The following is a 20,598-nucleotide window of genomic DNA, read 5'->3' on the forward strand; positions in this document are numbered from 1 at the left end:
TTCTCCGGGCGATCAGCCATCCAACCCACCATGATCACATCAGCTCTCAGGCCCCTGACGCTCACCGCGACCGCCCTGCTCGCCATGACGATCATCGCGGCGCCCGCGTCCGCGCTCACCGCGACCGCTGACACCGCGACCGCTGACACCGCCGCCGTCACGGCCGGCGCTGGGAAGAACGTCCACTTCCGCTCCATGACCCTGACGTTCCCCTCAGGCTGGAAGGTCGTGAAGGCCGCCGGTCACGGCGGGGACTGGATCACCGTGAAGCCCGCGGGCTGCGGCAGTACCTGCGCGCACGTCCAACTGGTCGGCCCCAAGGTGCTCAAGCCCGGCCCCGAGGACTTCCTGGAGACGTACAAGACCAGCCACCCCTTCGCCCCGGGAACCGGCGTGTCGACCTGCCGTCTCACCACCGGCACGAAGGACGGCGAGCGCTTCCCCGACCGCAAGCCCGTCGTCGCGGGGACCCGCGAGGTCGGGGCCGGCCACACGGCGCAGTACCGGGCCTGGCGGGGCGAGTGCTACAGCATGAAGACCGACGAGAAGACCAGGACCTTCGTCCAGCGGGAGTGGTACCTGCCCAAGGAGCGGATCCTCATCGTGGACACCTCGGGCGTCGAACGGCTGGACAGGATCGTGAAGGAGGCCACCCGGAAATGACGCGATGAGCCGACCGGCGCTGACGGAGCCCGCCCGCGCCTAGAATCGGCGGGATGAAGCTGAAGGTCCACCCCGACGGTCCCAGCGTCGACGTCGCCGACGAGGCGGAGGCGCTGGCCAGCGACCTGCCGGGTCAGCTCGTCCTCGACGGCACCCGCTTCCTGCGCCGCGACGTCACCGGCAGGGCGGTCGCCTTCGTCGAGCGTCCGCCCATCGCCGAGGCCCTCGACCTGCTCCCCCACCCCGAGGGCGGCTGGTTCAGGCAGACGTGGAAGAGCGCGCTCACCTTCGAGCCCGACGGCTACGACGGCCCCAGAGCCACCGCCACCGGCATCTACTTCCTCCTCCAGCCCGGCGAGGAGTCCGTCCCCCACATGGTCAAGTCCGACGAGGTCTGGCTCTGGCACAGGGGCGGCCCTCTCACCCTCACCATCGGCGACGAGCGCCTCACGCTCGGCCCCCTCGTCGAGGAGGGTCAGGTGCCGCAGGCCAGGGTGCCCGCAGGGGTCTGGCAGGCCGCCCGCCCTGCGGGTGAGGAGGCCGTGCTGGTCAGCTGCGTGGTCTCACCCGGCTTCGAGTTCGCCGACTTCACGGCCTGAGACCATGACCGTCGACGACTACCTCGCAGCGGTGCCGCCCGAGCGCGCCGAGGCCATGGCGCTGATCAGGCGGATGTGTCTGGAGGAGCTGACCGGCTTCACCGAGACCATCATGTACGGCATGCCCACCTACACCCGCGACGGCGTCGGCGAGGTGGCCTTCGCCAGCCAGAAGCAGTACATCTCCATCTATCTCGTGCGCACCGACGTCCGCGACGCGCACGCCGACCGCCTGGTGGGGCATGACATGGGCAAGAGCTGCCTGCGCTTCCGCCGTCCCGACCGGCTGGACGCCGACCTCGTCCGATCCATGCTGAGGGCGACGGCCGCCACGCGAGGTCCGGTCTGCTGACGGAGCTTCCCCGCAAGACGTGCGGAATGATTGGCTGGCCCCAGGAAAATCCACGAGGAGGTCACCGGTGACCCGTCAGATCGTCTCCGTCGTCGGCGGCAAGGATGCCGCCTCCTTCACGACCTACGACTCCACCAACCCCGCGAAAACCTCCGAAATCGTGGCGCGCGTGGGGCTGGCCGACGCGGGCACCTTCGCCGCCGCGTGCCGTACCGCCAAGGAGGCGCAGCGGGAGTGGGCGCGCACGCCCGCGCCGGTGCGCGGCAGGGTGATCGCCTCGATCGGCCGCCTGGTCGAGGCGAACGCCGAGTCGCTGGCCGCGCTGGTCACCGAGGAGATCGGCAAGCCGTACGCCGAGGCGCTGGGAGAGGTCCGCGAGATCGTCGACACCTGCGACTTCTTCCTCGGCGAGGGCCGCAGGCTCTACGGCCAGACGGTGCCGTCGGAGATGCCCGACAAGAACCTGTTCACCTTCCGCAACCCTGTGGGGGTCGCCGCGGTGATCACGGCGGGCAACTTCCCCGTGGCGGTGCCGAGCTGGTACCTCGTGCCCGCGCTGCTGTGCGGCAACGCGGTGGTGTGGAAGCCCGCCGAGTACGCCGCGGCCTCGGCGCACGCGATGTACCGCCTGTTCGCCGCCTCGGGGCTGCCCGAGGGCGTGCTCAACGTGGTCTTCGCCGACGGCGTGCAGACCTTCGAGGGGCTCGACACGGCCCTGGAGGAGGGCACCGTGCAGAAGGTCGGCTTCACCGGCTCCTCCGAGGTGGGCAGGAAGATCGGCGAGCTGTGCGGACGGCACCTGCAGTCGCCGTGCCTGGAGCTCGGCGGCAAGAACCCGATGGTCGTCATGCCCGACGCCGACCTCGACCTGGCCGTGGAGGGCGCGCTGTTCGCCGGGTTCGGCACGGCGGGCCAGCGGTGCACCAGCCTCGGCACGGTGATCGTGCACGAGTCGATCCACGACGCCTTCGTCGAGCGCCTCGCCTCGGCCGTCGAGGAGGCCGTCGTGGGCGACCCGGCCGGGCAGGTGCTGATGGGGCCGCTGCTGGACCAGAAGTTCGCCGACCGGTTCGAGGAGTTCATCGGCTGGATCGCCGACCACCACACCGTCCTTGGAAAGGTCGGAAAAATCACGACAAGTGAGCCGCACGGCGGCTTCACCGGCGAGGGCGGCATCTACTACCACCCGACGGTCGTCGACGGCGTCACCCCCGAGGACCGGCTGTTCCTTGAGGAGACCTTCGGCCCGATCGTCGGCGTGACCACCTTCAGGACCCTCGACGAGGCGATCGAGCTGGCGAACCTGCCCGGCTACGGCCTGTCGTCGTCGATCTACACCACCGACCCGCGCCACGCCTTCCGCTTCCGCGAGGGCGTCTCGGCGGGCATGGTCAGCGTCAATAACTCCACCAGCGGCGCCGAGGCGCACCTGCCCTTCGGCGGCAACGGCAAGTCCGGCAACGGCAGCCGCCAGTCGGGCATGTGGGTGCTCGACCAGTTCACCCGCTGGCAGGCGATGAACTGGGACCACTCGGGCAGGCTGCAGAAGGCCCAGATGGACGTGGCCGACATCGTCCCGGACCTGGAGTTCCGCCTCTGACGTTGATCCGGGTCGTAGCTGGCTCACCCCGGGTGGGGGAAAACCATATCCGCCCCTCCGCAGGCAAACGCCGGTATGTGTCACGATGACGGCGCCTGCGATTACGGGGAGAGACCGATGCGTGACGATCCGATGCTTCCAGAGCCCGTCGCCCGGATGCTGGAGGAGTACCGACAGCTTCTCGCCGATCACGGGATGACCTGGGGCGAACCCCCCATCGCCTACGTCAGGGTCATGAGCCAGTCACGGTTCGTGGAGGTCGGCCCGTTCTGGCGGGAGGCCAGGCGCCTGGCCAGAGAGCAGTCCCCCGGCGCGGCGCCGGCCGAGCTGCAGCGGCTGGAGTGCGAGCTCGACTACGACGAGGTGCTGCGCGGCGCGCTCGGCCCCATCCCGCCCGAGGGGCTGGCGGTGCTGCGCCTCACCCCCGACGGCCACGATCTGCGCGGCCGGGCCAGAGCGGTGCTGAGCGGCGCGCCGCTGCCGCTCACACTGTTGATCGACAGTGTCTGCGACCACGCCGCCTACGTGACGGTGGGCGGGCAGGAGCACGAGGTCGGCGTGAAGGGCGCCCGCCTGGTGGAGCTCGACACCTCCGCCGAGGTGCGCGTCGACGGGCGCGTCATCGACCTGTCCGGCCTGACCCGCACCGCCCCGAGGGCCGCCCTCCGGCTGCGCGCGGGCTTCCCGTGCCGGTGGAGCGTGTGGAGCGCCGACGGCCAGGGCTGGTATCCGCCGGGCGTGCCGCCCAAGCGCGACTACAACGGCGTGCCGTACTTCCACGGCGACGACCTGATCCTGCCCGTGCCCGCCGAACCGCTGACCGTGCGCGTCACCAGGGGCATGGAGTACGGCTGCGCCGAAACCTCCCTCACCCCGCCCGAGCACATCGAGACGCTGGTGGAGCTGGCGCCCAAGCGCATCTACGACGCGGCGGCCAGGGGCTGGTACGGCGGCGACCTGCACGTCCATCTCAACTACGTCGGCGATCTGGTCGCGCCGCCGAAGTGGGCGGCCGACTCCCAGCACGGCGAGGACCTCCACGTGCTGAGCCTGCTGGCGGCCAACGTCTCGGGCGAGCGGGTGCTCGACAAGGAGGCGCTGGAGCACTGGGCGGGCCAGGACCTGCCGTGGTCCGACGCGACCCACGTGGCCAGGATGGGCGTCGAGCACCGCAACGACCTGTTCGGCCACCTGCACGCCTTCGCGCCCGACGGCCCTCCCTCGCTCTACTCCACGGGGTTCGCGGGCTCGCCCGACTGGCCACCGACGACGCAGGCGTTGAAGGAGCTGAGAGAGCTGGGCGCGCTGGTAGGCTACGCCCACGCCTTCCGCGGCCCGACCGAGACACCCGAGCAGCTGGTCGGCACGCCGGGGTGCACGGCCAGGATGGTCGTCGTCGACGCGGCGCTCGGCCTCGTCGACGGCTTCGAGCTGCTGCACTTCTCCAGCGCGACGGGCTCGGCGCGGGCCTACCGGCGGCTGATCGGCGCGGGCAACAGGCTGGCGGCGGTGGCGGGCACCGACTCGATGCTCACCTTCACCAGGCAGCGGATGGAGATGGTGGCCAGCCCCATCGGCTGGGAGCGCACCTACGCCCGTGTGGAGGGGCCGCTGACCGCGGCCGCCTATGCCGACGCCGTACGGCGGGGCCGCACGTTCGCCACCACGGGGCCGTTCCTGGAGCTGTCGGTGGAGGGCAGAGGCCCAGGAGAGACGCTCGACCTGACGCAGGGCGAGCGCGTGCGGGTGACGGCCAAGGTGGTGGGGCCCGAGGTCGAACGCCTGACGCTGCTGACGGCCGACGGCGAGCTGGCCTCCTCCTCAGGCTCGGAGGTGAGCGCCGAGCTGACCGTGCAGTGGCCGACGTACGTGGTGGCGGTGGCCGACGGAGGGGCCCATCCGCGCTCGCTGTTCACCCACGTCTACGCCCACACCAGCCCGGTGTACCTGGACGTCGACCACCGCAGGGTGGCGAGGGAGGACGACGTGACGTTCTGCCTGCGGTGGATCGACCTGCTGGAGGAGCTGGTGCGTACGACGGCCAGGCTGGAGCACCGGCGTCAGCTCGACGACTACCTGTCGGTCTTCGACGAGGCCCGCAGGGTCTACCGCGCCCGCCTGACCTGAACGGGAGACCGTGGTTCGCGGATGCCCTTGCGAAGGGCCGCACGGAGCGACAGGTGATGGCAGCCGGACAGGAGAGAGCCCGCCGCTGCGACGCAGCGACGGGCTCTCTCGATGTCTCTCTCAACCCGCCGGACGCGGGTAAGCCTGCGGTCAGACCTGGCCGGCCTTCTCCAGGGCGGCGCAGCAGGTGTCGACCAGGAGGCGGGTCACCACGTAGGGGTCGACGTTGGCGTTCGGGCGGCGGTCCTCGATGTAGCCCTTCTTGTCCACCTCGACCTGCCACGGGATACGCACCGAAGCGCCGCGGTGGGAGACGCCGTAGCTGTACTTGTTCCACGGGGCGGTCTCGTGGGCGCCGGTCAGGCGCGACTCGATGCCCGAGCCGTACTGGGTGACGTGCTCCATCGGCTTGTCGCCCTCGCCCAGCGCCTCGCAGGCGGTGATGATGGCGTCGTAGCCCTCGCGCATGGCCTTGGTGGAGAAGTTGGTGTGCGCGCCTGCGCCGTTCCAGTCGCCGCGGGCGGGCTTGGCGTCGAGGGTGGCCTCCACGCCGAACTCCTCGGCGGTGCGGTAGAGCAGCCAGCGCGCGATCCACAGGTGGTCGGAGACCTCGAGGGGGCCGGCGGGGCCTACCTGGAACTCCCACTGGCCCGGCATGACCTCGGCGTTGATGCCGGAGATGGCCAGACCGGCGGCGAGGCAGCGGTCGAGGTGCAGCTCGACGATCTCGCGGCCGAAGATGGCGTCGGCGCCGACACCGCAGTAGTACGGGCCCTGCGGGGCGGGGAAGCCGCCCTCGGGGAAGCCGAGCGGGCGCGAGCCCTTGAAGAAGGTGTACTCCTGCTCGATGCCGAACCACGACTCCTGGTCGGCGTAGCGCTCGGCGATGGGACGCAGCAGCGCACGCGTGTTGCTGCTGTGCGACTGGCCGTCGATCTCCTCCACCTCGCACAGGACGAGAATGTGCTCGCCACCGCGAATGGGGTCGGGGCAGGTGAAGACAGGGCGGAGCACGCGGTCGGAGGAGTGACCCTCGGCCTGGTTCGTGCTCGAGCCGTCGAAGCCCCACACCGGCGGCGTGGCGCCGTCGGCCAGGATCTTGGTCTTCGAGCGGAGCAGAGCCGTGGGCTCGGTGCCGTCGATCCAGATGTACTCAGCCTTGATGCTCACGGCGGTCCTTTCGGGGTGTTTCTCAGCCACGCCGAGATTCGCATTGCGCCGTTTCGAGGTCTTTGCCCATATGTGAACGCCGTGTTAATCGGTGCGGTTGTGAGCAAGGTCACTCGTCGGGTCGGTCATCAGCGACATGGGGATGAGCACCACCGCGGTCGTGCCCCCGTAGGGCGAGCGTTGCAGGGTGACCTTGATGCCGTGCCGGACGGCCAGCCGCCCGACGACGAACAGGCCGAGCCTGTCGCTGTCGGCCAGGTCGAACTCGGGCGGCTCGGCCAGGCGGCGGTTGTGCTCGTCGCGCTCGGCGTCGGCCAGGCCCAGGCCGCGGTCCTCGATCTCGACCGCGAAGCCGCGGGCGACCAGCTCGCCGCTCACGTTGACGTGGGTGTTGGGCGGGGAGAAGACGGTCGCGTTCTCGACCAGCTCGGCCAGCAGGTGGATGACGTCGGCCGCGGCGCCGCCGGTGAGCGTGGAGTGCGGCATGGGCTGCACGTTGACGCGCAGGTAGTCCTCGACCTCGGCGACCGCGCCGCGCACGACGTCGATCATGGCGACGGGGCGGCGCCAGTGCCGGCCGGCGGGCGCGCCGGACAGGATGACCAGGCCCTCGGCCTGCCGCCGCATGCGGGTGGTGAGGTGGTCGAGCCTGAACAGGTCGCTGAGCTGGTCGGGCTCGGCGGTCTTGCGCTGCATCGCGTCGAGCTGGCCGAGCTGGCGGTGGACGAGCGACTGGTTGCGCCTGGCGAGGTTGCGGAAGACCCTGTTGAGTCCCTGGCGCAGCTCAGCCTGGCCGACGGCGGCCTGGACGGCGGTGCGCTGCACGCTGTCGAAGGCGTTGGCCAGGTCGCGTACCTCCTGGGTGGCGGCGGTGGCGGCGATGCGCGGGGTTCCCGCCTCGACGGGCTGGCCGAGGCTGAGCCGCCTGACGAGCTCGGGCAGGCGCACCTCGGCCAGGTCGGTGGCGGCGCCGCGCAGGCCGTCCAGCTCCTCGACCAGGCCGCGGCCCAGCCGTACCGACCAGATGACGGCGGCCAGGATGGCCGCGAGCCCGAGACCGCCGACGATGACGATCGTGGCGATGATGCCGCCCGCCGAGTCGTCGGCCCTCCCGGTGAGCAGGCCGATGCGTGAGGCCAGCAGCTGGTCGAGGGCGGGGTCGAGCCTGGCGGTGACGGACTGCCACGCGGCGCGGTCGGCGGGCAGTTCGGCCTCCTCGATGATCTCGTGCTCGAGGCTGATGAGCTGCTTGTGGTCGGGTGAGTCGACCATCCGCTCGAAGGGGGCGCGCAGTTCGGCGTCGAGCGTGGCGACGCCCTCGGCCAGCAGGAGCTGCCGGTTGGGCGAGAGCACCTCCATGGCCTCGTACTCGTCGTGCGTGAGCTTGCCGGACATCACCGCGCCCGAGACCAGGGCGTCCTCGCGGGAGAGCAGATCCTGGGCGTGGGCGATGCGCCGCAGGCCGACCGCCTGCTGGAACAGCCGCACCTGCGGCACGGTGATGAGCTGGTCGAAGAGCCGGTAGACCGTGTCGGTGACGCCGCCGTAGGCCTGGACGGCCTCCAGCCTGTTCGTCAGCCGCTCGTCCACCTTCTCCCTGAGCCTGGTCAGGCCCTGCGCGCCGTCGAGCACCGCCTCGACGGCCACGCGGACCTCCTCGGTGGTCACGGTCGAGGCCCGCTCGCCGGTCGCCATGGTCCTGAACAGCGCGACCGCCTGGTCCGTACGGCGGCGCGCGTCGGCCAGCCGCAGCGCGTCGGGCCGATCGGAGCTGAGGAACAGGGCGGAGTCCCTGCGTTCCTGCTGGAGCGCGCCGACCAAACCCGTGGCGGGCGAGCCGATCTCCTCGAAGACCGCCGTGGCGGTGGACAGCTCGAAGAAGTCGCCGAGCGTGTGCCCCGCCACGAACGTCCACAGCCCGATGAGCGCCACGATCGGCAGGCTGAGCAGCGAGTACAGCTTGAAACGGAGACTCTGGGAGGCCATGTGTCCTAGGTCATTTCGGTCAGGGGTGAACCGCCCACCACGGTCGCCGCGCAGCGGCCCGCGCCGTGCTCGGCCAGCGACCTGTAGGGGTTCTCGGAGAAGGGGTCGAGGTCGAACACCGCGAAGTCGGCGCGGTGTCCTGGAGTGAGGCTGCCGATCTCGTGCTCCAGGCCCATGGCGCGCGCTCCCCCGAGCGTCGCCGCCTCGATGAGGCGCTGGTCGAGGTCGGGCTCGTGGTAGCCCTGCCGTACGGCCAGCTCTCTGAGCGCGGCGACGTCGGCGAGCAGGTCGAGTGAGGGCGAGGACGACAGCGAGTCGGTGCCGACGGCGATGGGGTTGCCCTCGCGCAGCAGCGCCGCGACGTCGGGCCCCGGCAGCCCGAGCACGTGGTTGGAGCGGGGGCAGAGCGCGACGGCGGTGCGCCGCTCGCGCAGCAGCGCGCGGTCCTCGGCGGTGAGGTCGACGCCGTGCGCGATGTGGCAGCCGGGCCCGAGCAGGCCCGTCGAGTCGATGTAGGCGGTGGGCGGCAGGCCAGAGCCGTGCTCGCGCAGGATGGCGAAGTCGAGGCCGAGCTTGGTGACGTACTGTTCCAGCGGACCCGAGCCGCGCATCGTGAACTCGCGCTCGTGGACCGACTCCGAGAGGTGGATGTGGGTGCGCATGCCCCGCTCGGCCGCCAGGCGGGCCAGGTCGGCCAGCACGCCGGTGTCGAGGGAGTAGGGGGCGTGCGGGGAGATGCCGTCGGCCTTGGCCAGCAGGTCGAGGAAGCGGCCGCGCCCGCCGTCACGCCAGCTTGCGTCGCTGTCGCCGATCGCCTCCAGGTAGCGCAGGCCGCCGAGCGGGGTGTCGACGAGCGCCTCGGGGTCGGTGACGATGTCGGCGGCGGCGGTGGTGCCGGTGCGCAGGCACTGCCAGGCGCCGTCCATGGCGCCCGCGGCCCAGTCCCACACGCCCTCGCGGTGGGCGGAGTTCCAGCTGCCGTCCTGACCGCCGAAGTAGGCCAGGTCGAAGGCGCGCGCCCAGTCCTCGAAGGAGGCGTAGACCCGGCTGCCGATTTCGGCCATGGCCGTGTACTGCAGGTGGGTGTGCGCGTTGACCAGCCCCGCGACGAGGATGCCCTCGTAGTGGACCTGACCTCGTCCCGTGCCGATCTCCTCGATCCTGCCCTCGCGCACGACGATCCTGCCGTCGCGCACGGGCGGCCCCGCGATGGGCAGGACCAGCGGGGCGCTGAAGCTCACGGGACCCATACGACGTCGCTCCCGAAGATCTTGAAGGCGAGCAGGGCCGCCGCGAGAGCGGCGAAGCCGGACAGCACAAGGTAGTCGGTGCGGTCGAAGGCCAGCTCGCGCATCCAGGTGCGGTGCTTGGCGCCGAACCCGCGCAGGTCCATGGCGTTGGAGGTGTCCTCGGCGTCGATCAGGGAGTTGACGGTGAGCGGGATGACGATGGGCTTGAGCGACGTCAGCCGCCTGACAGGGTTGCTGGTGCGGGGGTGGTTGTAGCCGCGTACGCGCTGGGCGTCGACGATCTCCTGCATGCGCGCGGCGGTCGACGGCAGGAAGCGGAAGGTGAGATCCACCCCGAACGCCAGCCGCTGCGACACCTTGAGCCTGGCGAAGGTGACACCCAGGTCGCCCGGCGCGATGCAGAAGGCGACGGGAAAGCCCATCATCGCCAGCGACACGAACCGCACGAGCAGCGTCGCCGAGTACGACAGCGTCGCGGTGCTGACCGCGTTGCCGGTGATGGGCATGGAGAACAGCGTCGGCGCCTCGGCGGCCGCCTCAATCTGCAGGGCGTCGGTGAAGACGCTGTTGACCACCACGGTGATCGTCATCAGCGTGAGCACGAACGCCCAGTTGGCCCTGACCGCCCGCCACGGAATTCCCGCCGACAGGTAGTAGGCCAGGGCCACCAGGCCGCACAGCAGGATCACCCGCAGGTCGCTGAGCCGCGCCACGGCCACGAGGTAGAACACCGGGACCAGCAGGAGCACGCGCGGATCACGGCGACCGAGGAAGGAGTCCCCTCCCAGGTAACGTGGCGTGACGTCCATCGGCTACCTGCCGATGCGCTTGGAGATCGGCTCCCAGACCGCGTCCAGCGCGGGCGTGAGGATGAGCGCGACGAGGGTGTTGCTGAGCAGCAGCGGGCCGAAGGCGACACCTGCCCATGCCCCCAGGGTCAGGTCCTGCAGCCACATGTCGGTGATCGTGGTGGCGAAGGCGATCAGCATCGCCACCCAGGTCAGCACGCCCACCGCGACCAGGCGCACGGCCTCCTTGTTGATGCGGGAGACGACCAGGGCGAACAGGAGGCCGGCGATCAGTCCCGTGAGGGCGTTGGCCAGGCTCCAGTTCCAGTAGGTGAGCGCGCCGTAGCCCTTGATCTGGTCGATGACGATGTTGCCGACCAGGCCGGTGAAGAACCCTGCGATGGGCCCGAACCTCATGCCGAAGAACGGTACGAGGGCGAAGGCGGGGCGGATGTCGACGTTCTGGGTGCCGGGGATGGTGAAGCTGATGAGGCCGAGCACCGCGTAGAGGGCGGCGCCGACGGCGGCGAACACCACCACTCTGGAGTTGATCTCCCAGAGTGGGGGCCGGACTGTCTCGGACTTCATGGGGGGTGAGTCCTTCCTCATGGGTGGGTTAATCGCGCCAACTCGAAGGGGTGCGGGACGGTCCCCGCTCCCTGAAGACGGTCGCGGACGGCCCGCACCAGGCTGGTGGCGCGCAGGCCGGAGTCGGTCCACAGCTGCTCGCGGTGGGCCAGCTCGGAGGGGGAGGCGTCCGCGACGATCCGTCCCCCGTCGACGATCACGATGCGGTCGGCGGAGGTGATCGCCAGGTCGACGTCGTGGGTGATGAAGTAGACGCTGCGCAACCCGCCGAGCACGCGCTCCATGAACGTCGTGGTCGTGTGGAGGTCCTGTCCCGCGGTCGGCTCGTCGAGGATGAGCGTCTCGGGGCGCATGGCCAGGGCGAGCGCCACGGTGAGACGGCGCTGCTGGCCGTGCGAGAGCGTGTGCGGCGAGCGGTTCATGATGTCGGGCTCGTGGTGCAGCAGCATCGTGGCCAGGGCCTCGCTCGACACCTCGGCGATCTGCTCGGCCGTCCAGCCGAGGTTGCGGGGGCCGAAGGCCAGCTCCTCCTTCACCGTCGCGGAGAACAGCGCCTGGCTGGGGTTCTGGAAGACGTAGCCGAAGGTCGTGGCCAGGCTCAGCACCGAGCGGTCGCCGATGGGGGCGCCGTCCACGAGCACCTCGCCCTTCGACGGCTCGATCAGCCGCACCGCCGCCCGCAGCAGCGTGGACTTGCCCGCGCCGTTGCGGCCCAGCACGGCGACCCGTTCGGTCGCTCCGAGCGCGAGATCGACCTCGCGCAGGACGGGCCGCTCGCCGTACCCCAGGCTGACCCCTCTGTACTCCAGGCGGGTCGCCTCGGTGACGGCCTGCGCCCTCGGTACGGCCGGCGTCTCGGGCAGCTCGCCCGCCCTGGCCACCAGCGTCTCGAAGGGCAGCTTGACGTGCGCGACGGGCGCCTCGCGCAGGAAGCCGGGCACGTCACCGGTGTAGCGGGCTCGCCCCTCCTCCAGGTAGAGCACCTGGGTGGGGCCGAACTCCAGCAGTTCCTCGACCCTGTGCTCGACGACGACCGCCGCGCCGCCGTCGTCCACGAAGCGGCGCAGCTCGCCCATCAGGCGTCGGCTGGCGGCGGGGTCGAGGTTGGCCAGCGGCTCGTCGACCACCACCACCCGGGGGCGCATGACCAGGACACCCGCGAAGGCGACCATCTGCAGCTCGCCGCCGCTCAGCTCGTGCGTGGCGCGCTGGAGCAGGTGGGTGATGCCGACCCTGGCGGCGACCTCCTCGATGCGGGCGAGGATGTCGGCCCTGGGGAGGGCGAGGTTCTCGGGGCCGAAGGCGAGCTCGCTGAAGACGGTGGCGCCGACGATCTGCTTGTGCGGGTCCTGGAGCAGGGTGCCGACGACGGTGGAGAGCTGCCTGATCGTCTGCTCGGCGACGGGCCTGCCGCCGACGTTCACCGTGCCCTGGACCTCGGACCTGTAGGAGTGGGGCACCAGGCCGTTGATCATCCTGAGCAGCGTGCTCTTGCCGCACCCCGAGGGGCCGCTGACGAGCGCGAAGTCTCCTGCCGCGACGGCGAGGGAGACCCCGCTCAGCACCTGCTGCCCGGTGCTGCGGTAGCGGACGGACGCGTCACGGATGTCGATGATCACTGGTCGAGCTCCAGTCCGAGCGCGTCGAGCTTGAGCCTGGCCACCCGTTCGTCGAGGTGGTCGGGCAGCAGGTGCAGCCCCGGCGGGAGGTCGTGGGTGAGCAGGTGCCCGACCGCGAGCGCCTGCAGCGACAGGGACAGGTCCATGATCTCGATCGGGTTTCCCTCGGCGGCGGCGCAGTTGACGCACTCGCCGTCGGCCAGCAGCCGGTACGCGCCCTCCACGCCCGGCTCGACCTCGTCCAGCACCCCTCCTGCGACGGCCACGAAGGCGCCGGGCCTGAGCGCCCGCAGGTGCTCGCGGGTGATCGTATGCCGTACACCGGTCGCGGAGAAGACCAGGTCGGCCTCGGGGCAGGCGTCGGCCAGCCGCCTGACCTCGTGTCCGTCGTGGTGGGCGCGCAGGGCGGCCAGCGGGTCGACCTCGCTGACGATCACCCTGGCGCCGAGCGCGGCGGCGTAGCGGGAGACGCCCTGGCCGACATGGCCGTAACCGGCCACGGCGACGGTGGCACCCTCCAGGTCCAGGCCCGACAGGTCGAGGGCGGCCATGACGCACGACTGCCCCGTGCCGTGGACGTTGTCGAAGAGGTACTTCGAGCGGGCGTCGTTGACCGCCATGACGGGCACCCGCAGCGTCATCTCGCGCAGCGGGCGCAGCCCGCTCGTGGTCTCCTCGGCCGCGCCGCGCAAATCGCCGAGGCGGTCCTCGGCGTGGGCCAGCCTGATGACGCGCGAGCCGTCGTCGACCAGGACGTCGAGACCGGCGTCGAGCATGCGCCTGGCCAGTTCGTCGTCCTGGTCCCTGCCCGAGTCGGAGCGGGCCAGGACCGCGACGCCCTCGTGGACGAGCGCGGCGGCCACGTCGTCCATGGTCTCCCTGCCGGGACAGGTGACGGTCACCTCGGCCCCCGCGTCCCTGAGCGCGAGCGCGAGGTTGGCCGTCTTCGGCTCGAGGACCAGCACCAGCCCCACCCTGGCGCCCTCCAGCGAGAGCTCCGAGCGCAGGGCGCCCAGGACCGGCATGAACCGGCGCGCCCAGGCGATCTTCTCCAGCCCCTCCCGCCAGCGGTCGGGGTGGCGGATGTCGGTCAGCACGTCAGGTCCACCACGAACACGTGACCGCTCGCCACCACTCCCTCTCGCATCCGCTCCCCCTCGACCGGCCGCGTGGTGGCCAGGATCGCGCCGGGTCTGAGCGTGCCGAGGTCCACGCCGTCCCCGATCACGAGGTCGGCGTCGGCCGGCGCGGCGCCGGGGTGGGCACCCATCGCGCGCAGGCGCGAGGCGAGCCCTGGCACATCGCCCACGATCGCCACGCGTCTGCCCGCCATGAGGAGGTTGGTGCGGCGCAGGAAGGTCTGGATGACGACCTGAGCGCCAGGAAGCCGGGTCAATGCTCTCCGTCCGAATGCGCAGAGTCCGATTAAAGGGGAGATCAGGGGCTCACTGCAAGGAACAGGAAAGCACCGAAAAGCACCAGATGGACGGTTCCCTGCATGAGTGTCGCCCTTCCCGGAGCGACTGTCAGCGTTGTCACCACCACGGTCAGCGCCAGCAGCACTATCTGGAGCGGTCCAAGGCCGAGCGCGAGGCTGCTGCCGGTGATGATCGAGACGACCGCGATCGTCGGGATGGTGAGGCCGATGCTCGCCAGAGCCGAGCCGAGCGCGAGGTTGAAGCTGTTCTGCACCCTGTCGCGGGCCGCGGCGCGCACGGCGGCGGCCGTCTCGGGCAGCAGCACCAGCATCGCGATGGCGACGCCGACCGTGGTGCGCGGCGCGCCCACCGCCGCGATGCTCGCCTCGATGGCGGGCGAGGCCGTCTTGGCCAGCCCGACCACGGCGACCAGGCAGAACACGAGCAGGCCGAGGCTGATCAGGGCGGTCCGCGCCGGCGGCGGGTCGGCATGGTCGTCCTCGCCTCTCGCCTGGACGGGCAGGAAGTAGTCGCGGTGACGCACGGTCTGCATGAAGACGAACACGCCGTAGAGGATCAGCGAGGCGACACCGGCGAAGGCCAGCTGCGCGGTGGAGTACGTCGGACCCGACGTGGTCACCGTGAAGGAGGGCAGCACCAGCGCGAGCGTGGCGACCGCGCTCAGCGTGGCGAGCGCCGCGGTCACGCCCTCCACCCTGAACTCCAGCACCCGGTGCTTGAGCGCGCCGACGAGCAGGCACAGTCCCATCACGCCGTTGCACACGATCATGAATGCGGAGAACACCGTGTCGCGCGCCAGCGACTCCGACCCTTCGCCGCCCGCGCTCATCAGCATGACGATCAGGCCGACCTCGATGACGGTCACGGCGATGGCCAGGATCAGGGTGCCGAACGGCTCGCCCACCCGATGGGCGACGATCTCGGCGTGGTGCACGGCGGCTATCACCGCCCCGATCAGAGCCAGGGCGACCACCGCCACGAGCAGGCCGCCGGGCGAGCGGCCCCACGTGAGCACGAGCACCAGGAAAGCGACGATGGGCACGATAAGGGTCCAACGCATCATGTGATCACCCTATCGAATCCGCTTGACGGAGTGAGTACTCACTCCTTAGCGTGTTCGGCATGACGACCCCCTCTCCCCGGCGCCGGGCGCCGGGCATGAGCCCTGACCAGCGCCGCGCCATGATCGTCGCCGCGGCGCTGCCGCTGGTCGCGGAGTCCGGCACCGCCGTGACGACCAGCCAGATCGCCCGCGCCGCCGGCATCGGCGAGGCGACCGTCTTCCGCGTGTTCGCCGACAAGGACGAGGTGCTCAACGCCTGCATGGCCGAGGCGCTGCGCCCCGACCACGCCGTCGCCGAGATCGCCGCCATCTCCATGGACCAGCCGCTGGCCGACCGCCTGACGGAGGCCGCCGACGCCCTCCAGGCCCACCTGGCCCGCATCGGCACGGTCGCGGGCGCGCTGATGGCCTCGGGACACGTCAGGCGCGAGAGCGCCGCCCGCCCCGGCGACCGCGAAGGGTCCATGGAGGCGATCAAGGCCGCGGTCGCCGAGCTGTTCGAGCCCGGCACGCTGCGGGTGCCCGCCGACCAGGCCGCCGCCGTCTTCCTCGGCCTGCTGTTCACCCGCGGCAGGACCGGCGATCCCGGCACGGCCGCCCTGGTCGAGATCTTCCTGTACGGCGCGCTGAACGGCGGGCGCGCATGAGCCCCACGCGCCCGGCGCTCAGGTCGCCTCGCTGAGCCCGCCGTCGCCCGAGACCGTGATCGCGGCCTGAGGGCCGCCCTCACCGCAGTCGGGACCGTTGGGGAAGCTGCCCCGCGGCGTGACCGTCAGCGTCCTGTCCAGCACCGTGCCGCCGTCCGCCCCCTTCAGCTTCACCCGCACCTCCACGGAGGCCTTCGGCAGGCCCGCGACGTCGCCGAAGCCGCGCTTGCCGCCCGTCCGGGTGAGCGCCGCCCCGCAACTGTCCGCGTCGCAGGTCTGCGTCGCCACCCGATCGGCAGGGCCCAGCAGCGGCCGCGCCGTCGTGCAGGAGCCACCCCAGCAGGCCGTCAGCTCCGCCTCCGACACCCTGGCCGCCAGCGGCGGGGCGATCGCCAGCGAGACCCCCGCGGGGGCGCCGATGAGCGTGCAGGCCCTCTCGGGGGCGCAGCCGGGCAGCGCGAGCATCACGCTCAGCGCGGAGAGCATCATCAGCCGACCTGTCACACCTCCACAGACGTGAGACGTTCCCGGCAGGTTCACTCTTGATAGCCTCGGGCTGTGCGCGCCCGTGATCTGCTCGCCGACTTCCCCGTCGTCGCGCTCGACTCCTCAGCGATCGAGGCGGCGCGGCTGCTGGCCGAGCAGGACCTGCCCGGGCTGATCGTCGTCGACGACGCGGGGTCGCCCTTCACGATCCTGCCGGGCACCCAGGTGCTGAGGCTGGCCGTCCCCGCCTACTGCCAGGACGATCCCGCGCTGGCGCGCGTGGTGGACGAGGCGCACGCCGACCGGTTCCTGCGCGGGCTCGACGGCCTGTCGGTGCGCCAGTGCCTGCCGAAGGAGCATCGCGAGCTGCCGGTCGCCAGGCCTGAGGCGACGGTGCTCGAACTGGCGGCGCTGATGGCCCGGACCCGAAGCCCGCTGGTGGCGGTCGTGGAGGGAGGGAGGCTGCTCGGTGCGGTCACGCTCCAGGCGCTGCTGGACAGGGTCCTGTGACCGTTCTGGCCTGGATCTCCCTCACGGTCTTCCTGTGCTCCTACGCCCTGATCGCCACCGAGCGGATCCACCGCGTGGCGGCGGCGCTGGGCGGCGCGGGGATCATGCTGCTCATCCACGCCACCGACGCCAGGGCCGCCTTCTTCACCGAGCACACCGGCATCGACTGGAACGTCATCCTCCTGCTGCTCGGCATGATGATCATCGTGGGCGTGCTCAAGGAGACCGGCGTCTTCGAGTACCTGGCCATCTGGGCGGCCAAACGGGCCAGGGGCAGGCCCTTCCGGTTGATGGTGCTGCTGATCCTCATCACCGCCTGCGCCTCGGCGCTGCTCGACAACGTCACCACCGTGCTGCTGATCGTGCCCGTGACGTTCCTGGTCTGCGAACGGCTGGCGCTGCCCGTCGCGCCGTACCTGATCGCCGAGGCGATGGCCGCCAACATCGGCGGCACCGCGACGCTGGTCGGCGACCCGCCCAACATCATCATCGCCAGCAGGGGCGGGCTGTCGTTCAACGACTTCCTCATCCACCTCGCGCCGCTGGTCGTGGTGCTGCTCGTGATCTTCATCGGGCTGTGCAGGTTCCTCTTCCGCGGGTCCTTCGTCTACCACCCCGAGCGCGCGGCCGAGATCATGGCGCTCAACGAGCGCGAGGCCATCCGCGACCGGAGGCTGCTGTGGCAGTCGCTCGGCGTGCTGACCCTCGTCATGGTCGCCTTCGTGCTCCACCCCCTGCTGCACTACGAGCCCTCGGTGGTGGCGCTGCTGGGCGCGGGCGTGCTGGTGGCGGCCACCAAGGTCACCACCGAGCAGGCCATCGCCGAGGTCGAGTGGCCGACCCTGGTCTTCTTCGCAGGGCTGTTCGTCATGGTCGGCGCGCTGGTGGAGACGGGCGTCATCGGCACGGTCTCCGACAGGGTCGTCAACCTGACCGACGGCGACCTCAGGCTCACCACGATGCTGCTGCTGTGGGGGTCGGCGGTCATCTCGGCGATCGTCGACAACATCCCCTACGTGGCCACGATGAGCCCGATCGTCTCCGACCTGGTCAACGCCACCGGCGGCGACGGCACCTCTCAGGTGCTGTGGTGGGCCCTGGCCGTGGGCGCGGACCTCGGCGGCAACGCCACGGCCGTGGGTGCGGCGGCGAACGTGGTGGTCCTCGGCATCGCCGCGCGGAACAGGACCCCCATCAGCTTCTGGGAGTTCACCCGGTACGGTCTGGTCGTGACGTTCGTGACGGTTCTCGCGAGCGTGCCCTACTTCTGGGTGAGATACCTGATTTGAACCACGCACTACCTGAGGGACGGGTCATAGTTGGTTGACATGAGGAACGACCCGGTCGTCGTGATCGGTCTCGGCCGGTTCGGCACCGCGCTCGCACTTGAGCTGACCAGACGCGGCACCGAGGTCCTGGCCATCGACAACCGCCCCAAGGTCGTCCAGGCGCTCTCCGGTCAGATCACCCAGATCGCCGCCGCCGACTCCACCGACCTCGAGTCGCTCAACCAGCTCGGCGTGCCCGACTTCTACCGGGCCGTCGTCGCGATCGGCAGCGACCTCGAGGCCAGCATCCTGACCACCTCCCTCCTGGTGGACATGGAGATCGACGACATCTGGGCCAAGGCGGTCAGCAGGCAGCACGGGCAGATCCTCAGCAGGATCGGCGCCCACCACGTCGTCCTGCCCGAGCACGACATGGGCGAGCGTGTGGCCCACCTGGTGAGCGGCAGGATGCTCGACTACATGCAGGTCGACGCCGGCTTCGCGCTGGCCAAGACCAGGCCGCCCAAGGACTACGTCGGGGTGCGGCTGGGCACGTCGGGGATGCGCAAGAAGTTCGGGGTGACCGTGGTCGCGGTCAAGAGCCCTGGCGAGGAGTTCACCTACGCCACGGCCGAGACCGAGCTCACCTACGGCGACGTCATCCTGGTCTCGGGCAGGACCGAGGACGTCGAACGCTTCGCCGAACTCCCCTAGCTCCACGCTTTCACGGTCGTGGCCACGGGCCCGCCGCCCTTCCGCCGCCGCGCCCAGGCCGCTTCCCGCACCCGCGCCGAACCGCTTCCCACCGCCACACGAATGCCCGAAATATCATGATCAATCAGTAAATGATCTGCTAGTTTTCAGGCATGCGGGGGGCTTTATCCAGGCGGGGCAAGGCATGGCGGCTGGCAGCGGCGGGGGCCGTGATCGTCGCACTCGGGTACGGCACGGTGCTGGGGGACGACGATTTGTTCCCCTTCGGACCCATGGTGCAGTACGCCTTCAGCATCCCGCCTGACGGCGAGATCAAGTCGCTGCACCTGCACGCCGAGACCGCCGCGGGCACCAGGGTCGAGATCCCGATCGAGCCCTACTACGTCGGCATCCGCAGGGCGGAGCTCGAAGGACAGCTCAGCCGCTACCTCGCCCGTCCCGAGCTGCTCCAGGGCCTGGCCGACGCCCACGCCAGGATCAGGCCCGGCGACCCGAGGCTCACCAAGCTCATCGTGGTCACCAAGGTGATCACGCTCAGGGACCGCCGTCCCGCCTGGACGACGAACGTGGAGAGGCTCTCATGGGTGGTGCGCTAGATCGCTGGTGGTTCGCGCCCGTCCCGCCGCGACGCGTGCGGATCCTGTCGGTGGTCGTCTACCTCTTCCTCCCGCTGGACATGATCCTGTTCACCGGCGGCGTCTGGGGCAACGCGGGCAACCCCTCCGGCTACCGGCCCGTGCTGGTGGCCCGCCTGCTGCACCTGCCCGGCGCCAACCCTGCGCTGGTCTACGCGCTGTTCGCGGTGGTGGTCGGCGCAGCCCTGATCGCCGCGTGGGGCAGGCTGCCGCGCGCGGCCGGCTACACCGTCGCGGCCGGCTACCTCTACTGGGCGCTGCTGGCGATGTCGTACGGCAAGGTCGACCACGACCACCTTGCGCTGGTCGTGGCCCTGTTCGTGCTGCCCACCGCCGTCCGCGCCGGAGAGCAGGCGGCGGGGTGGGCGATCAGGTGCGTCCAGATCGCGGTCGTCGCCGCCTACTTCCTGTCGGCCTACGCCAAGATCAGGCACGGCGGCTGGGAGTGGCCGAACGGCGCCACCTTCCAGTGGGCGGTCAGCAGGCGCGGCACGTTCTTCGGCGAGTTCGTCGCCTCGGTGCCCGGCGCGCTGCTGATCGGGCAGTGGATCGTGCTGCTGGCCGAGACGGCCGCGCCCGTGCTGCTGTTCACGCGCGGGCGCGTGCTGTACGCGGGGGTCGGCTTCTTCGCGCTGTTCCACCTGATGACGTGGGCGGCGATCACGATCCACTTCCTGCCGCACGTGATCTGCCTGCTGGCCTTCCTACCGCTGGAGCGGGCGGCGATCGGCAGGAAGCGCGCACGCAGGAGTACCGCCGGGCAGCCTGCCGCGGTTGTCGGCGACGGCGCGGTAGAGCCAGTGAGCTAGCCAGCGCACCGGCGGCACCCGCAACAGCAGGCCCGGCGCGCTCCACGGCAGCCCTGCGCGGATCAGCAGCTTGGCCACGGCCTGCGCGCCGCCGAAGGCCCTGCCGCGCTCGTCGACCCACAGCAGCTCGTACTCGGCCCGCTCCCTGGTCACCCCCAGCTCGCCCAGGTCGGCGAACTGCCAGGCGATGATCGTCGCGTCGGGGCGCAGGTAACGTTCGACGAAACGCACGCACGTGGTGCAGAAGCCGCAGTCGCCGTCGAAGACGAGCACAGGTCTCATGAT

22 protein-coding genes are annotated in these 20,598 nt (G+C 70.8%); 11 read left to right on the forward strand and 11 right to left on the reverse strand.

The window, feature by feature from the left end; genetic code table 11:
• Positions 1-30: 30 nt before the first annotated feature.
• From ABFX55_RS06610 to ABFX55_RS06630, 5 genes are all read left to right on the forward strand, one after another.
• A complete protein-coding gene (locus ABFX55_RS06610; protein ID WP_346118621.1) occupies positions 31-663 on the forward strand; it encodes a hypothetical protein in 633 nt (210 codons plus the stop codon).
• A 53-nt stretch (positions 664-716) separates the two neighbouring features.
• On the forward strand, positions 717-1,262 hold the full coding sequence (locus ABFX55_RS06615) for a cupin domain-containing protein (protein WP_346118623.1): 546 nt from the start codon (positions 717-719) through the stop codon (positions 1,260-1,262).
• A gap of 4 nt (positions 1,263-1,266) precedes the next feature.
• Complete coding sequence (locus ABFX55_RS06620; RefSeq protein ID WP_346118625.1) at positions 1,267-1,614, forward strand: iron chaperone; 348 nt, start codon at positions 1,267-1,269, stop codon at positions 1,612-1,614.
• Between the two features lie 67 nt (positions 1,615-1,681).
• On the forward strand, positions 1,682-3,214 hold the full coding sequence (locus ABFX55_RS06625) for an aldehyde dehydrogenase family protein (RefSeq protein WP_346118627.1): 1,533 nt from the start codon (positions 1,682-1,684) through the stop codon (positions 3,212-3,214).
• 117 nt (positions 3,215-3,331) lie between these two features.
• On the forward strand, positions 3,332-5,341 hold the full coding sequence (locus tag ABFX55_RS06630; protein WP_346118629.1) for a CehA/McbA family metallohydrolase: 2,010 nt from the start codon (positions 3,332-3,334) through the stop codon (positions 5,339-5,341).
• A 150-nt stretch (positions 5,342-5,491) separates the two neighbouring features.
• Here the strand turns inward: ABFX55_RS06630 and glnII are convergent, their stop codons facing one another.
• The 9 genes from glnII to ABFX55_RS06675 form a co-directional block, all read right to left on the reverse strand.
• Complete coding sequence (gene glnII / locus ABFX55_RS06635; RefSeq protein ID WP_346118631.1) at positions 5,492-6,511, reverse strand: glutamine synthetase; 1,020 nt, start codon at positions 6,509-6,511, stop codon at positions 5,492-5,494.
• A gap of 84 nt (positions 6,512-6,595) precedes the next feature.
• Positions 6,596-8,497 (reverse strand): sensor histidine kinase, encoded by a 1,902-nt coding sequence (locus ABFX55_RS06640; RefSeq protein WP_346118633.1) that lies wholly within the window; start codon positions 8,495-8,497, stop codon positions 6,596-6,598.
• A gap of 5 nt (positions 8,498-8,502) precedes the next feature.
• Entirely contained in the window at positions 8,503-9,738 is a 1,236-nt protein-coding gene (locus ABFX55_RS06645) for an amidohydrolase family protein (protein ID WP_346118635.1), read from the reverse strand.
• Positions 9,735-10,556: an energy-coupling factor transporter transmembrane component T family protein gene (locus ABFX55_RS06650; protein WP_346118637.1), complete on the reverse strand. Its 822-nt coding sequence runs from the start codon at positions 10,554-10,556 to the stop codon at positions 9,735-9,737. Before ABFX55_RS06650 ends, ABFX55_RS06645 begins: the two co-directional genes overlap by 4 nt.
• Positions 10,557-10,559: 3 nt before the next feature.
• The gene (locus ABFX55_RS06655; protein ID WP_183645877.1) at positions 10,560-11,123 is read right to left on the reverse strand and encodes an ECF transporter S component; all 564 of its coding nucleotides are present in this window, start codon (positions 11,121-11,123) and stop codon (positions 10,560-10,562) included.
• 17 nt (positions 11,124-11,140) lie between these two features.
• Positions 11,141-12,742 (reverse strand): ABC transporter ATP-binding protein, encoded by a 1,602-nt coding sequence (locus ABFX55_RS06660; RefSeq protein WP_346118639.1) that lies wholly within the window; start codon positions 12,740-12,742, stop codon positions 11,141-11,143.
• Positions 12,739-13,839: an adenosylhomocysteinase gene (locus ABFX55_RS06665; protein ID WP_346118641.1), complete on the reverse strand. Its 1,101-nt coding sequence runs from the start codon at positions 13,837-13,839 to the stop codon at positions 12,739-12,741. The genes ABFX55_RS06660 and ABFX55_RS06665 overlap by 4 nt, the downstream gene beginning before the upstream one ends.
• On the reverse strand, positions 13,833-14,138 hold the full coding sequence (locus ABFX55_RS06670) for a hypothetical protein (RefSeq protein ID WP_346118643.1): 306 nt from the start codon (positions 14,136-14,138) through the stop codon (positions 13,833-13,835). The genes ABFX55_RS06665 and ABFX55_RS06670 overlap by 7 nt, the downstream gene beginning before the upstream one ends.
• 41 nt (positions 14,139-14,179) lie before the next feature.
• A complete protein-coding gene (locus tag ABFX55_RS06675) occupies positions 14,180-15,244 on the reverse strand; it encodes a calcium:cation antiporter (RefSeq protein WP_346118645.1) in 1,065 nt (354 codons plus the stop codon).
• Between the two features lie 59 nt (positions 15,245-15,303).
• On the opposite strand from ABFX55_RS06675, the gene ABFX55_RS06680 reads away from it, so the two are divergent.
• Entirely contained in the window at positions 15,304-15,891 is a 588-nt protein-coding gene (locus tag ABFX55_RS06680; protein WP_346118647.1) for a TetR/AcrR family transcriptional regulator, read from the forward strand.
• An 18-nt stretch (positions 15,892-15,909) separates the two neighbouring features.
• Here the strand turns inward: ABFX55_RS06680 and ABFX55_RS06685 are convergent, their stop codons facing one another.
• Positions 15,910-16,395: a hypothetical protein gene (locus tag ABFX55_RS06685; RefSeq protein WP_346118649.1), complete on the reverse strand. Its 486-nt coding sequence runs from the start codon at positions 16,393-16,395 to the stop codon at positions 15,910-15,912.
• Between the two features lie 54 nt (positions 16,396-16,449).
• On the opposite strand from ABFX55_RS06685, the gene ABFX55_RS06690 reads away from it, so the two are divergent.
• From ABFX55_RS06690 to ABFX55_RS06710, 5 genes are all read left to right on the forward strand, one after another.
• Complete coding sequence (locus tag ABFX55_RS06690; protein WP_346118651.1) at positions 16,450-16,887, forward strand: CBS domain-containing protein; 438 nt, start codon at positions 16,450-16,452, stop codon at positions 16,885-16,887.
• A complete protein-coding gene (locus tag ABFX55_RS06695) occupies positions 16,884-18,176 on the forward strand; it encodes an ArsB/NhaD family transporter (RefSeq protein ID WP_346118653.1) in 1,293 nt (430 codons plus the stop codon). Before ABFX55_RS06690 ends, ABFX55_RS06695 begins: the two co-directional genes overlap by 4 nt.
• A gap of 39 nt (positions 18,177-18,215) precedes the next feature.
• Entirely contained in the window at positions 18,216-18,869 is a 654-nt protein-coding gene (locus tag ABFX55_RS06700; RefSeq protein ID WP_346118655.1) for a potassium channel family protein, read from the forward strand.
• Between the two features lie 152 nt (positions 18,870-19,021).
• The gene (locus ABFX55_RS06705; protein ID WP_346118657.1) at positions 19,022-19,465 is read left to right on the forward strand and encodes a hypothetical protein; all 444 of its coding nucleotides are present in this window, start codon (positions 19,022-19,024) and stop codon (positions 19,463-19,465) included.
• Complete coding sequence (locus ABFX55_RS06710; protein WP_346118659.1) at positions 19,450-20,313, forward strand: hypothetical protein; 864 nt, start codon at positions 19,450-19,452, stop codon at positions 20,311-20,313. The genes ABFX55_RS06705 and ABFX55_RS06710 overlap by 16 nt, the downstream gene beginning before the upstream one ends.
• Here ABFX55_RS06710 and ABFX55_RS06715 read toward each other — a convergent pair.
• Positions 20,209-20,595 carry a thiol-disulfide oxidoreductase DCC family protein gene (locus ABFX55_RS06715; protein ID WP_346118661.1) on the reverse strand — a complete coding sequence of 129 codons (387 nt, stop codon included), beginning with the start codon at positions 20,593-20,595 and terminating at the stop codon, positions 20,209-20,211. The genes ABFX55_RS06710 and ABFX55_RS06715 overlap by 105 nt on opposite strands.
• Between the last annotated feature and the right edge of the window lie 3 nt (positions 20,596-20,598).

Origin of the sequence: Nonomuraea roseola (assembly GCF_039535395.1) — a bacterium.
Classification (GTDB): Bacteria; Actinomycetota; Actinomycetes; order Streptosporangiales; family Streptosporangiaceae; genus Nonomuraea; species Nonomuraea roseola.

Bases quoted from the DNA above. Each gene is read 5' to 3' on its own strand.
- ABFX55_RS06610 (WP_346118621.1), top strand. From the start codon at position 31: ATGATCACATCAGCTCTCAGGCCCCTGACGCTCACCGCGACCGCCCTG.
- ABFX55_RS06615 (WP_346118623.1), top strand. From the start codon at position 717: ATGAAGCTGAAGGTCCACCCCGACGGTCCCAGCGTCGACGTCGCCGAC.
- ABFX55_RS06620 (WP_346118625.1), top strand. From the start codon at position 1,267: ATGACCGTCGACGACTACCTCGCAGCGGTGCCGCCCGAGCGCGCCGAG.
- ABFX55_RS06630 (WP_346118629.1), top strand. From the start codon at position 3,332: ATGCGTGACGATCCGATGCTTCCAGAGCCCGTCGCCCGGATGCTGGAG.
- ABFX55_RS06640 (WP_346118633.1), bottom strand. From the start codon at position 8,497: ATGGCCTCCCAGAGTCTCCGTTTCAAGCTGTACTCGCTGCTCAGCCTG.
- ABFX55_RS06650 (WP_346118637.1), bottom strand. From the start codon at position 10,556: ATGGACGTCACGCCACGTTACCTGGGAGGGGACTCCTTCCTCGGTCGC.
- ABFX55_RS06655 (WP_183645877.1), bottom strand. From the start codon at position 11,123: ATGAAGTCCGAGACAGTCCGGCCCCCACTCTGGGAGATCAACTCCAGA.
- ABFX55_RS06675 (WP_346118645.1), bottom strand. From the start codon at position 15,244: ATGATGCGTTGGACCCTTATCGTGCCCATCGTCGCTTTCCTGGTGCTC.
- ABFX55_RS06680 (WP_346118647.1), top strand. From the start codon at position 15,304: ATGACGACCCCCTCTCCCCGGCGCCGGGCGCCGGGCATGAGCCCTGAC.
- ABFX55_RS06700 (WP_346118655.1), top strand. From the start codon at position 18,216: ATGAGGAACGACCCGGTCGTCGTGATCGGTCTCGGCCGGTTCGGCACC.
- ABFX55_RS06705 (WP_346118657.1), top strand. From the start codon at position 19,022: ATGCGGGGGGCTTTATCCAGGCGGGGCAAGGCATGGCGGCTGGCAGCG.
- ABFX55_RS06710 (WP_346118659.1), top strand. From the start codon at position 19,450: ATGGGTGGTGCGCTAGATCGCTGGTGGTTCGCGCCCGTCCCGCCGCGA.
- ABFX55_RS06715 (WP_346118661.1), bottom strand. From the start codon at position 20,595: ATGAGACCTGTGCTCGTCTTCGACGGCGACTGCGGCTTCTGCACCACG.